The organism is Leptospira ainazelensis, assembly GCF_016918785.1.
Classification (GTDB): domain Bacteria; phylum Spirochaetota; class Leptospiria; order Leptospirales; family Leptospiraceae; genus Leptospira; species Leptospira ainazelensis.
The window spans coordinates 35,260-48,232 of record NZ_JAFFPT010000060.1 but is presented as its reverse complement, the minus strand read 5'-3'; the positions used below and the strand labels follow the sequence as shown (position 1 = coordinate 48,232).

Annotated in this window: 9 protein-coding genes; 5 read left to right on the top strand and 4 right to left on the bottom strand. The window is 43.3% G+C overall.

The features are described 5' to 3' along the window. Positions 1-275: 275 nt before the first annotated feature. The 3 genes from JWG44_RS13620 to bfr are packed head-to-tail and all read right to left on the bottom strand — an operon-like array spanning position 276 to position 3,133. The gene (locus JWG44_RS13620; RefSeq protein ID WP_205275555.1) at positions 276-1,400 is read right to left on the bottom strand and encodes an acetylglutamate kinase; all 1,125 of its coding nucleotides are present in this window, start codon (positions 1,398-1,400) and stop codon (positions 276-278) included. A gap of 15 nt (positions 1,401-1,415) precedes the next feature. Further along, positions 1,416-2,669: a THUMP domain-containing class I SAM-dependent RNA methyltransferase gene (locus tag JWG44_RS13615; protein WP_205275553.1), complete on the bottom strand. Its 1,254-nt coding sequence runs from the start codon at positions 2,667-2,669 to the stop codon at positions 1,416-1,418. Further along, positions 2,666-3,133: a bacterioferritin gene (gene bfr, locus JWG44_RS13610; RefSeq protein ID WP_205275551.1), complete on the bottom strand. Its 468-nt coding sequence runs from the start codon at positions 3,131-3,133 to the stop codon at positions 2,666-2,668. The genes JWG44_RS13615 and bfr overlap by 4 nt, the downstream gene beginning before the upstream one ends. A gap of 146 nt (positions 3,134-3,279) precedes the next feature. Here bfr and JWG44_RS13605 point away from each other — a divergent pair, with 146 nt between their 5' ends. The 5 genes from JWG44_RS13605 (at position 3,280) to JWG44_RS13585 (ending at position 11,760) form a co-directional block, all read left to right on the top strand. Then, positions 3,280-4,398, top strand: a complete 1,119-nt coding sequence (locus JWG44_RS13605; protein ID WP_205275545.1) for a thiolase family protein — start codon at positions 3,280-3,282, stop codon at positions 4,396-4,398. Between the two features lie 14 nt (positions 4,399-4,412). Continuing rightward, positions 4,413-5,444, top strand: coding sequence for a glycosyltransferase family 9 protein (locus JWG44_RS13600; RefSeq protein ID WP_205275704.1), 1,032 nt, complete (start codon positions 4,413-4,415; stop codon positions 5,442-5,444). Further along, positions 5,441-6,730 carry an aminopeptidase P N-terminal domain-containing protein gene (locus JWG44_RS13595; protein ID WP_205275543.1) on the top strand — a complete coding sequence of 430 codons (1,290 nt, stop codon included), beginning with the start codon at positions 5,441-5,443 and terminating at the stop codon, positions 6,728-6,730. Before JWG44_RS13600 ends, JWG44_RS13595 begins: the two co-directional genes overlap by 4 nt. 274 nt (positions 6,731-7,004) lie before the next feature. Continuing rightward, positions 7,005-9,674, top strand: coding sequence for a SpoIIE family protein phosphatase (locus JWG44_RS13590; protein WP_205275541.1), 2,670 nt, complete (start codon positions 7,005-7,007; stop codon positions 9,672-9,674). Between the two features lie 283 nt (positions 9,675-9,957). Further along, a complete protein-coding gene (locus JWG44_RS13585) occupies positions 9,958-11,760 on the top strand; it encodes a 7TM diverse intracellular signaling domain-containing protein (RefSeq protein WP_232371640.1) in 1,803 nt (600 codons plus the stop codon). Between the two features lie 7 nt (positions 11,761-11,767). On the opposite strand, the gene JWG44_RS13580 is transcribed toward JWG44_RS13585, so the two are convergent. Further along, on the bottom strand, positions 11,768-12,949 hold the full coding sequence (locus JWG44_RS13580; protein WP_205275533.1) for an amidohydrolase: 1,182 nt from the start codon (positions 12,947-12,949) through the stop codon (positions 11,768-11,770). Between the last annotated feature and the right edge of the window lie 24 nt (positions 12,950-12,973).

Here is a 12,973-nt window from a genome sequence, read left to right as displayed (position 1 = left end):
CCGACAATCGCCGTGCAAGTCGCGCGCCCCGCCCTGATCTAGGAAACTCAAGTGCATCGCTCTCTACGGATCGCGCTGCAGGGGTGAGGTGGATAAACTCAGTGCATCGCTCCCTATGGGTCGCGTTGCAGGGAAAACCTCGCGGCGAACTCCGCATATCAGAAAAACATACTTTTTGCAAGTAATATTCTCCCTGTCGGAACTCCTACAAGTCTTCCATTTTAAAATTTACAACTTTTTTGTTCGGCAAACCGCCGTCAAAAAATATCCTTCGACTACTTCGTGTTGGACGGAGCTTCCAAATCCTGCGGTAGATTTTTTAGAAAATTACAAATCGGCTGGATATGTTCTTCCATGACCCCGATCCAAAAGTAGATCCAGATTCCTTCTTTCTGCATTCCGTCGCAGACTTTTATATACCACTTGGAAATCGAATTCTCCTTTCGCGCTCTCCAGAAAAGCGCCGGGAATCTTTGGACCAATTGATCCCAGATATCCCTTCCCACACCTTCCCCTCTCGCGATTTCGTCGACGGCAAACTTGGAAAGAAAAAAACCGTAAGGAGTCTCCTTGACCAATGCGCAGCCCTTGTATTCCGACTCGAGAAGAATCCCCGCAAACTCTTGTTCCCAGAAATTCGGTTTCAAAGGTCTCTGAAACGCCTTTTCAATAAGTTGATTGATCTTCTCCTTGGGAATCGAATTGAGATCGGAAATAAAATCGATTCGATTTTTCTTACGAATGAGAGTTCCGCTTCCTTTGATCGTAAACAATTCTTTCAGAAGAGAAGAAGCCGAAGTGATTGCGATCCCGAATTCCGGGTCCTTTACGTTTTTATAAAGTTGATTGCAAGCGTGAAAAAGAACCGAATCGATCGGATCGGGTTCGATTGTGGAATCCACGTCACAGATGGAAATTTTTTCACCACCGGAATAAATTCCTCCGCGGGGATTTAAGTAGATGAGTTTTTTTGTTTTTAAGGAAGAGCAGAGGTTGTTTAAGAATTCGAAAAGACCGTTTCCTCTTTCTTCGGCGACGAAAACCGGAAGCTTTTTTTCGGCAAGAGCGGAAGCCACCGAAGTTTCCAGTTGATTGAAATGACGAAAAAGTTTACCGGGAAGCGCGGAGTCCGTTTCTTCCTTGGACTGATTTCTATAAAAAAGATTCGTATAGGAAATTCCGTCCTTATCCAAAACGACAACCGGATAGAGTTCGAGTTTGTGAAGAAGTTTGAGATTGTAAAGAAGCGCTTCGGCGGATTCCATCAGAGTTCCCGAATCGGCGTAGATCACGGCAAACTTTTCGGGTTCTATGGAACGAAAGAGTTTAAGAAATTGAAACGAATCCTTCGTGTTCTCAGTGACTTCTAAGAGTTTAAGAAGAATTTCCTGATGTTTCATTCCGATTCGATTGGATTATTTGCCCAGAGTGTAGGCAACTAATTTTCCCTTTAGCTTGCCGATTGTGAGCGATTGTTCCTTGTCTTTTTTAAGTTTTAGAAATCCTAAAAGAGACGTGTCGCCGCAGACGAGCGCAAGAATATTCCCGGCAAAATGGTCTTTGAGTTTTTTACCCCAGGCCAAATAGATTTCTTTGGCTTCTTCCTTGGTTCCCAGTCGAACACCGTAGGGAGGATTGGTAACGATAAATCCGTTTTGGATTCCTTTTTCGTTTTCAGAAACCGTCGCATCCGCCGTAAAAAAATCGATGAGATGTTCCACGCCCGCATTTTTTGCGTTTAACTTCGCGAGATTCAAGGCCTTTTCGTCTTGATCCGACGCGAATATTAGAATTTTAGAAACCTTCCCCGCTTCCTCTTTCAGATTGGGTTCTCCGAAAAGTTTTTTAAACGGAAGTGAAGAATCCAGACTTCTGTAATTCGTGTAACCGCCGTACAAAAGTTTCAATGCGGCTTCGATAACGATCGTTCCGGAACCGCAGAAAGGATCGTATAACGCGGATTTGGCGTCCCAACCGGAGTAACGAACCAGAGCGGACGCAAGAATTTCTCGCATCGGAGCTTCTCCTCCGATTCTTCCATGACCGCGCTGTTGGAGGGGCCTTGTATTCAGACCCAGAGAAAGTTTCGCGTGGTCGGAATGAGAACGAAGATAGAATAAAAAATCGGGTTCGTCTCTGGAAACCTGCGGAGTTTCTTTACCCTTGGAACGAAAACGATCGAACATCGCGTCCTTGAGTTTGTAGGTCGCATAACGCGAGTCCTTCAAAGAATCCTTGGTCGTAGAATCGATCCGAAAGGATTGTTCCGGACTGATGATCTTCTCAAAAGGAAATTGAAGGGCTTGGTTATAAAGATCTTCCGGACTATCGACCCTCCAATAACGTAAAGAAATACTGATCCCCGAAGCGATCCCGGTCGTAAGGATAAAATCTTTTAAGGCTTTGGCCGAACCTTGAAAAAAAACTCCGCCTCGATTTTCCGCGAGAACCGTAAGTCCGGCTTCTAAAATTTCTTCTCGGAGTAAACCGGAAAGACCGTCCGGACAAGACGCATGGTATTCAAAAGTATCAGGTCTTGAAAAATCCCATTCCGTTTTGGAAGGGACTTCTTTCTCTCTGGAACGATCCGAAGAAGAGGGGCGCCCCTCCGGTTTTCGGACTTTCAACCTTAACGATTTTTTGGGAGCGGGGTTTCTAAAATTCGTCACTCGATTTGTTGCGCCAGATAGTTTTCAACGCCGATCTGACGAATGATTTCCTGTTGTGCCTCGATCCAGTCCACGTGTTCTTCTTCCGAAAGCAGAATTTTTTCAAAAAGTTCGCGGGTTCCGTTGTCGTTGTTTTTTACCGCGATCGCGATTCCTCGATTGAATCTTTCCACGGCGGCGTATTCCAATTCCAGATCCGCTTTGAGGATCTCTTGGATATTGTTGCCGACGTTTACTTTCATGTATCTCTGAAGATCGGGAACTCCGTCCAAATAAAGAATTCGATCGATGATCTCGTCCGCGTGTTTCATCTCGTCGATGGATTCGTGTTTCATAAAATCGGCGAGTTTTTTGAAACCCCAGTTTTTGTTCATCTTCGCGTGAATAAAATATTGATTGATTGCTGTGAGTTCTGCGGCAAGGACTTCGCCAAGAATTTCGAGAACTTCTTTATTTCCTTTCATAGTATTTCCCCTTCTATCCTTTCAGTATAAAAAACATTCTTAAATTTGCAAGGATACTTTCGAAAGCGCTCTGAAAAGTCGTTAGTCTCGTTTTGATTTATTTTTTTTGATTTTCAATCTCACAATTTTCAAAAACATAGACTATCGTGTCTTCATCCGTATTCATCATCGATTCTCAACTCAGTCGTTTTGGTAAAACTGAACTTGATTATCATTCTCTTTCTTATCAAACTGCGATTCAACTTCTCAAACGGAATTCTGAGTTTGAACCTCAATTTCTGATTTTCGCCGCTATGGCTCCGGAAAAATATACGGGAGAAATTTTTCTTCCCGCAAGAATCAAAGAAAGTTTGGGTCTTAAGAATCTTTTTGTCATCAGAACGGAAACCGCTTCTTCGAGCGGGGCAAGCGCCTTACACACCGCGACCTATCTTCTCCGATCCGGCGCGTTTCAAAGGGGAATCGTTATCGCAACCGAAGTGATGAGTCGCCTGGAAAGGGAAGAAAACAATCTTCTTCTGGGAAGTGTACTTTCCGATCGTCAGAGAGGATTTGCGATGTCGATGGCGCAAGGAGGCGGAATGATCGCGACTCGTTATCTTTACGAAAACGGATACGACCGAAAGGATCTTTATTCTCTTTCCAAAAAACTCCACGACAACGGACTTCAAAACGAAAACGCTCATATCCGGAAGAATATTACGGAAGAAGAATATTTTAGATCGCCGCTTTTTACGAGTCCTCTTTGTCTGTACGATATTTCCCCTCTCTCCGACGGAAGTTGCGCCGTGCTTATGAGCTCCGACAAAACGAATTCTTCCAAAGAATTAAAGATCGCTGGGATCGGACATGGGATCGGAAATCTTTCCGCCGCTCCCGGGAGTTTGAGTTTTCCTTCGAGTGTCGCGGCCTTTGAAGGCGCATATAAGGAAGCAGGCTTAAAACCCAAGGACATTCATCTCGCCGAACTTCACGACGCATTTACTCCTTTTGAATTGATCGGAGCCGAGGACGCGGGACTTTTTCCGAAGGGAAAGGCGCTGCGTTATGTGAAAGAGGGAAAGACTCACCCGGACGGACAACTTCCGATCAACGCATCCGGAGGTCTAAAAACGAGAGGACATCCGGTCGGAGTATCGGGTCTGGCTCAGATCGCCGAACTTCAGACTTGGATGTACAAAGAAGACCGTTTTCAAAACGGTCTCGCCCTTTCGATCGGAGGATTGGGAGTGAATAACTTTGCGACAATTCTTTCCAAAGGATAAGAATGGAATCTCACGTGACTGAAAAAATACTTTTGATTCAAACCGCGTTTTTGGGCGATTTAATCTTGACGACCGCCTTTTTTCGAGAAGTAAAACGTAAGTATCCGAATTCTCATCTGACGGTCGTAGTCAACAAGGGCACCGAAGGAGTTCTGGAAGCGAATCCTCATATCGATCGCCTCATCCCTCTGGATAAAAAAGAATTTAAAAAATCGCTCTGGAAATTTTTTTCCTTTTTGTGGAGCATTCGAAAAGAAGAATATACCCTTTGTCTGCTTCCTCATTTTTCATTTCGTTCGACGCTTATGGGATTTGCCAGCGGGGCAAAGGTTAGAATCGGCTATGAAAGCGCGGGTTTCTCCTTTCTTCTTACGAAAAAAATCCCTCGTCCAATACGGGGAAAACACGAGGTGGAAAAACTATTCTCCTTGATTTACGAGGAGAAGGACTACTCTCAACTTTCGAAACGCCCCGAACTGTTTTGGAAGGAAGAATCGGTCTTTCGAGTGCGGGTTTTGATGAAGGAAAACGGCTTGGAAACCGGGAATTATATTCTTCTTGCCCCAAGTTCGGTCTGGGAAACAAAAAGAATGCCGGCCTCCCATTTTCGCGCGTTAGGCGAAAGGCTTTCCAAAGAAACCGGGAAGAAGATCGTATTGATCGGTTCCAAAGGGGATTTTGAACTTTGTGAGGAAGTCGGCTCCGGGTTCGGAATCAATCTCGCCGGAAAGACAAATCTTCAGGAACTTTCCTTTCTCGTTTCCAAAGCGTCTCTGATGATCAGCAATGATTCTTCTCCGATCCACTTTGCTTCTTCGTTTAACATTCCTACGTTAGCCGTCTTTGGCGCTACGGTTCCGGATTTCGGTTATACACCTTTGGCAGATCTTTCTTTTGTTTCCGGGATTTCCGGACTTTCCTGCCGACCCTGCGGAATCCACGGGGGAAGGGTTTGTCCGGAAGGACATTTTCGTTGTATGAAAGACCAAGATCCGGACAAATTGTTTTCGATAGCAGTCCAATTAGAAAAGGGAATCCAGCCATGACTCATTCTATTTATCGGGAAAGAATCGCAGAGGTTCAAAAAAAACTTAAAGAAGGCGAGGTTTTGATCGTCTTTGCCGCTTCTCATCTGATCCGAAACCGGGACGTGGAATATAAGTTTCGCCAGGATTCCGATTACTTTTATCTGACAGGTTTGGACGAGGCCGACGGAATTCTAATATTAAAAAATTCTTATAAATCCGTCTTTATGCTCCCGAAAGACAAGGAAAAAGAAATTTGGACCGGGATCCGGGTCGGGAAGGAAAAGGCGAAAACACTTTTAGGTCTCGACGAATCCTTTGATACTACCGAATGGGAATCTAAGTTAGATGAAATTCTCGTCAATCAGCATACTCTTTATCATTTTTTCGGTAAGGACTTAGTCCGAGATTCCAAACTCATTCAGTGGATCTATTCTCTCAACCAGCGTTCGAGAGAGGGGAAGTTCGGACCAAGAAGAATCGAATCTCCGGACTTCCTACACTGGATGAGAATGTTCAAAAGTCCAGTGGAGATTGAAGCGTTACGTGAATCCGCAAGAATTACGGCTCTCGGTCATAAACGATTGATGCAAGAATCCAAACTTGGAATGTTCGAATACGAACTCGAAGCGATTTTAGAATCCGAATATCTCAAACATGGAGCTTGGGGCGGAGGATATGGACATATCGTCGCGACAGGAAGGAATGCTACGATTCTCCACTATACGTCTAACAACTGTCAGCTGAAGGAGGGAGAGATCGTACTCGTGGACAGCGGAGCCGAAAAAGGCTACTACACCGCCGACGTTACGCGCAACTTCCCGGTCGGCAAAAAATTCTCACCCGAACAAAAAGCGGTTTATGAGATCGTCTTAAAAGCGCAGAAAGAAGCGATCCTACATACAAAGGAGGGGGTTGAATTTGTCGCTATTCATAATCAAGCCGTAAAAACACTCTGCGAAGGTTTGAAGGATCTGGGAGTTCTGGAAGGTTCTCTGGATGCCATTTTGGAACAGGGAATATTCAAAAAATATTATATGCATAGGACGAGCCATTATCTGGGTATGGACGTTCACGACGTGGGAACTTATTATCAAAACGGAACTTCCAAAAAATTGGAAAACGGCCAAGTGATTACAATCGAACCGGGATTGTATTTTGATCCGGAAGATCCCGAAATTCCGGAACGTTTTCGCGGAATCGGGATTCGAATCGAGGACGATATCCTAGTCCGAGGTCAAAATCCCTTCAATTTAACCGAAATGATTCCGAAAGAAATCGATGAAATCGAAGCTCTAAAAAATTAAACCGAAATCATACTCAGGATTGAGGAATTCTTTTATAAAAAGAAATTGCGCATTCTCAAAAATGTAAATTTATCCTTGTCTTAACCGGAATCAGAACGTTAGTTGTATTGTTTTTTGTCTCCGAAAAGAGTTTTTATCCCCGATAGAAACTCTTTTGGATGTCGGAATCGAATGCGGCCAACGTTCTTTTTTTGGATGAAAGCGCGGAATTCTTTCGATTTCTAAATTTATAAAAAGGGTTTTGCCCAATCAGAACTAAGGAAGAGTTGTTTCTATGTTTTTATACGAACATGCCCTCGGTCCGATTTTTAAAAAGGAATCCTTTTCTTTTTTTTATCCCATTCTCAACGGATTTTTTTTCTTTCGAAAAATCTCGATTTATAAACTTTTTTGCCTTTTGATTCTCTGCGATTGTTTTGTCTTTTCACTCTACTCGGAATCGATTCAAAAAATTTCATCCTTTGATACGATGACAAGTCTGGATTCTACTTCAGAGTACAACTGGGAAATCACAACTTCTCCGATCGATCCGATTTCTTTTTCAAATTCTTATTTGGAAGGAAAGAAAAATTCCATTCCTTTTGAGATCTACAAAGCGCCGGGGGTCCATAAGTTAAAAGACGAATCCGTACAAACCGTTTATATCGTTAAAAAATTTATCGCACCGAAGGAATGGAACGCATCAAGTCTTTCCATTCGATTGGGGACGATCAACGATAAGGACCGAACTTATCTCAACGGAACATTGATCGGAGCGACGGGTGATCTGAATTCTAAGTTTCCGCAGGCTTACGATAAGATTCGGGTTTATCCGATCTCGAACGATCTCATTCGAAGGGGAGAAAAGAATATAATCGTAATACAAGTGAAGAAATTTTTTGACCGAGAGGTCGGAATCGAACAGGATCGGACCTTGATAGGGGATAGCGCTTTGGTTTTAAAGGATCTTCTGCGCGCAGAGTATATTAAGATATTCTTATTGATGATCTATCTCACAGTGGGCGGATATTTTCTCTTTTTATACGTAAGGCGCCGTTCGGATCAGGAAAATTTATACTACGGCCTTTTTACGATTCTGTTTTTTATCTATCAATTTTTAAGAAATCAGATCAAATACGATCTGGGAATCGAATTTATCTATATGAAAAAGGTGGAATATATCATTCTTACCGTTTTGATTCCTCTTTTCGCCAACTTTGTCAGGATTTATTTTAAATATCCTAGAAATCTTGCGTTAAACGTTTTGGACGGAAGTTACGCTTTGTTTACCCTTTTTTATCTTTTTTCAAACAACGTTATCCATTACAATATGTTGAATAAACACGTAGTTCAATTCGGTTGGATTCTTTACGTTGGACTCATTTCGTATTATTTGATTCGGAGGATCGGTCAAAAGGATCGGGACGCGTTTTTTATTCTGATCGGAGTTTTGGTCGTGGTGATCGCCGGAGTTTTGGACACTCTCGGAGCCCGCAACGTGATAGTTTTTCCAAGGGTTGTCGGTTACGCTTTTTTATTCTTTATTCTAAACATCGCTACGATTCTTGCCAATAAGTTTGTTCGTCTTAACGAGGAAGTGGAGGAATTAAACGAGGATCTTGAAAAGAAAGTGGAACGAAGGACCGAAGAACTGAAACAATCCCTGGAACAAGTCAATCGTCTCAAGATTCAGCAGGACGCGGATTATTTTCTCACTTCTCTTCTGATCAATCCTCTTTCTTCCAATAAGAATACGAGTCAAACCGTCAAAACAGAATTTTATACAAAGCAGAAAAAATCCTTCGAATTCAAGGGGAAAACATACGAGATCGGCGGCGATATTCTGATATCCGGAAACGTGGAGCTGAGCGGGAAACGTTATGTGGTCTTTGTCAATGGGGACGCGATGGGAAAATCCATCCAAGGAGCTGGAGGCGCCTTGGTAATGGGAACCGTTTTTAATACCATTCTGACCCGATCCGGAATCAATTCTCAAAAAGAAAAATCTCCCGAACGTTGGTTGAAGGAAGCCTTTCTGGAACTTCAGAAAATTTTCGAGTCTTTCGACGGATCGATGTATATCTCGATCGTCCTCGGTCTGGTCGAAGAATCTTCGGGATTACTCTACTATATCAATGCAGAACATCCTTGGACGGTGTTATACCGGGATCGGGTCGCGTCTTACATAGAAGACGAGCTTACTCTTCGTAAAATCGGAATTCCGGAAAATGAACAACATCTTACGATCAAGACCTTTCGAATGCTCCCGGGAGATACGATCGTAATCGGCTCGGACGGAAGGGACGATCTTTTGATCGGTAAGGCGGAGGATCGAGTGATCAACGAAGATCAGGATCAATTTTTAAGAAGGGTGGAAGAAGGCGCGGCCGACCTGAAAGAAGTATATGATCGAATTGTAAAGTTCGGCGCTCTCGTCGACGACTTCACACTTTTAAAGATCACCTATCATCCCGAATCCGCAAGTCCTTCCTTTCGAACTTTTCCCGAATTTTCGTTTCAAGAGGCGCTGGACCGCGGAAGAGAACTTCTCGAAAAAAATCGGGTTGAGGACGGATTAAAAACCTTAGAAAACGCCTTGGAACTTTATCCGAAAAACGAACAGATTCTTAAGGTTTTAGCAAGATTTTATCTTAGGGAAAAAGATTATGCGAAGTCGGTAGGGTATTGGGAAACCCTTCTTGATCAGAACGCGGCTTCCAGCGACTTTTTGTATCATACTTCTCTTTGTTACAAAATGCTTAAATTCTACCAAAAGGCCGCCGATTTGGGGGAAAGGGCGTATTTGTTGGACCCATTGTTAATACGAAATCTGATCAATCTCGCTGATATATACAGAATTATGAATATTCTTCCTCGTGCTAAGGATCTAGTGGAAAAAGCTCTCGATATAGATCCGAAAAATCTCAAAGCTCTTCAGGTTAAAACCTCGCTTGAAACCGTTTGATGGATTGTATTCGTCGAGTAGTGAAAAGTTATAGGTAAATTCCGATTGATCCTACGAGCCTTTCGGAATTCATGACATTTCAAGCGGGCAGATCTTGTTCCATTGCTTTCTAAGCTTGTAAATATATAATTCTCGCAAATACGGATTTTTACTTAGTTCGATCTCGGTGGAGAAAGTATAGAATTCTAACGGATCCGTTGTCGTCTTTTGTTTTCACTTTTTTACAAACGAGGTTTTTTCAAAGGAGATTCAGAGGATCGTATCTTTCGAAGAAGTTGTTTCTTTGGATTCTTCTCAAAACTCGAGTTGGGAAGTTTCACTTCAAAGGCTGGACCCGATCCAAGATTCCATTTCCTATCTCAAAGGAGATCGAAATTTTAGATTGCAGACGCGGGAATATTCGGTTCCCGGAAGTTACCCGGATGAACTTTCGAAAACAAACACGGGTTATCTTGTCAAAAGATTTATCGCACCCGTTTACTGGAAGGCTTCCGGAATCGCAATTCGATTAGGGACTATTTCCGATAAGGATCGGACGTATCTGAACGGAACTCTGATCGGTCAGACCGGAGACTTTTCCAGTGAAGATCCGCAGGCGTATGATAAAATTAGAATCTATTCGGTTCCTTCGGATCTGATTCGAAAAGGAAAAGAAAATCTAATCGTAATTGAAGTGAAAGGTTATTTTCCGAATAGACTGGGGATAGAACAGGATCGAACCGAGATCGGGGATTCAGCCGTTGTATTTAAAAATTTCTTCGATACCGAACATCTCAAACTGGGATTTTTGATCGTATATCTAACGGTCGGATTCTTTTTTCTTTTTCTATATCTTAGAAAAAGATCGAGTAAGGAGAACTTCTACTACGGTCTTTTTACAATTCTATTGGTGATCTATCAATTTTTAAGAAATCAGGCGAAATACGATATCGGACTCGAACTCATTTATTTAAAGAAAATTGAATATATTTCGGTCGCGTTTATGATGCCCGTGGGATTCCGTTTTATTCGATTCTACTTTAGATATCCTAAAACTAAGTTTACGAACGCTCTGGATATTTCGTTTTTAGGAATCGGATTTTTTTATCTGTTTTCGAACGACGTGAATCTAAACGGCCGAATCAACAAAAATTTGGTTCAGTTTTTATACCTTCCCTATGTCGTGTATATGTTTTACTATCTCATCAAACGTCTGATCGAAAAGGAAAAAGACGCACTTCTGATTTTGTTAGCGCTTTTGGTAGTGATCATCGCTTCCACTGTGGACGCCCTGACCGCCCGAGAGCTGATCGTTTTTCCGAGACTTTTAGGATACGCGTTTTTCGTTTTTATCATGAGCGTAGCGACCATTCTCGCCAATCGTTACGTCAGTCTGAACCGGATGGTGGAGGATTTGAACAACGATTTCGAAAAAAAAGCGACACAAAGGACGCAAGAGTTGAACGATTCTTTGACGGAAGTTCAGAATTTGAAAGTCCAGCAGGACGTGGAGGAAGCCGACGGAAATCTGGAAGAAATCAATAATTCGATCAGCTCACTCGGCGAACTCACCGACGATTTTACTCTATTGAGAATTTCGTATATTCCAATTTTAGAAAGTAATGGTTTGTCCGGATTAGACTATTTTAGAGAGGATCTGGAATCTGCAAAAACGTTTTTCCGGACCAACGAGGTGCGAAAGGGAATCGAAATTTTAGAAAACCTTTTGAAGTTGAAAAGTGAGAACGAGGAATTACTTCACCTTTTAGGAAAAGCGTATATCAAGGAAAAACAATTCGTCCGAGCCGAGAATTGTTTTGAAATCATCGTCCTTAACCGTCCGGATTCTACGGAGTCCTTGTATTATCTTTCCTATTGTGCGAAGTTGAATCGGCGTTATTCGGAGGCGGTGGATGCGGCTTTGAAACTTCTTTCCTTGGATCCGGATCATCTGAGGAATCTGATCAATCTCGCGGATCTCTATAAAATTTTAAGGGAATTTCATCTCGCCGAGGCGGTAGTAAACCGCGCCCTGTCGATCGCGCCGAACAATCAAAACGCGCTGAAAATTCTGGATTCGGTCCGGATCGGACTTAGACCCATATAATAAAATTCTAATTTTCATCCAAATAGATTCGGATCGCTTCCTTTAGGACGGAAAGTCCGATGGAAAGAGAGTCTTCGTCGATATCGAACTTCGAGCTGTGGTGCGGATGGACGAGACCTTTGGATTCGTTCATCGAACCCACAAAAAAATAACAACCGGGCACTTTCATAAGAAACGCGGAAAAATCCTCTCCACCCATGGACTTCGTATGCTCCTCGGTTACACTCTCTGCGCCAAGAATGTTAAACGAAGCCTTACGGACTATATTCGCCATAAAAGGGTCGTTGATCGTGGGTTGGTTGGTTCTTTCGTAGTGAATCGAAACTTTAGCTCCTAGCGCTGACGCGATTCCTTTTACCACTCGTTCGAGTTTTCCGGGAACTTCTTCAAACATCTTTTTGGAATAGGTTCTTACGGTTCCTTTGAGTTCCGCAGTTTCGGGAATCACGTTAAACGCGTTTCCAGAGTGAAAACTTCCCACGGTAACCACGCAAGAATCCAATGGGTCCGTGTTTCTTGAGACGATCGTCTGAAGAGCCGTTACGATTTGTGCGCCGACGACGATCGGATCGACCGTATGTTGCGGCATCGCTCCGTGACCGCTGATTCCGGCGATAGTAATCGTAAATTCGTCCACTGCGGCCATCATCGGTCCGTCCACAACTCCGACCTTTCCGACCGGAATATGATTCCAGACGTGAAGGGCGAGGGCCGCGTCTACGTTATATTTTTCTAATATTCCTTCTTCGATCATTTTATCGGCGCCTTGCCCGCCTTCTTCGGCGGGTTGAAAGACGAGTAAAACCTTTCCCTTGGGAAGAATGGAACGGATGTCCTCTTTGATATCGGAAGCGAGGCCCATAAGAATCGACGTGTGAGCGTCGTGACCGCAGGCGTGCATGACTCCGTCGTGGACGGATTTGTATTCAGCTTTGGATTCCTCAAAGATGGGGAGTGCGTCCATGTCCGCGCGGACGAGAAGTGTTTTACCGGGTTTTCCGGAATCGACTAACGCGACCACTCCGGTTTTCGCGATTTTATCCTGAAAGGAAAGACCGAGAGACTTGAGGTGATCGATCACATAACCCGCGGTTTGATTTTCCTCGTAACGGAGTTCGGGATGTTTGTGAATCTGTCTTCTGTAACGAATGAGTTCCTGGGTTCGGCTGTCGGTCACTGTGAGTTTCATACTTCTTCGACCATTCTACAGCGT

What these genes read in the sequence shown, in the direction of transcription:
- JWG44_RS13620 (WP_205275555.1), bottom strand. Translation starts at nt 1,400, where the DNA reads ATGAAACATCAGGAAATTCTTCTTAAACTCTTAGAAGTCACTGAGAAC.
- JWG44_RS13590 (WP_205275541.1), top strand. Translation starts at nt 7,005, where the DNA reads ATGTTTTTATACGAACATGCCCTCGGTCCGATTTTTAAAAAGGAATCC.
- bfr (WP_205275551.1), bottom strand. Translation starts at nt 3,133, where the DNA reads ATGAAAGGAAATAAAGAAGTTCTCGAAATTCTTGGCGAAGTCCTTGCC.
- JWG44_RS13580 (WP_205275533.1), bottom strand. Translation starts at nt 12,949, where the DNA reads ATGAAACTCACAGTGACCGACAGCCGAACCCAGGAACTCATTCGTTAC.
- JWG44_RS13595 (WP_205275543.1), top strand. Translation starts at nt 5,441, where the DNA reads ATGACTCATTCTATTTATCGGGAAAGAATCGCAGAGGTTCAAAAAAAA.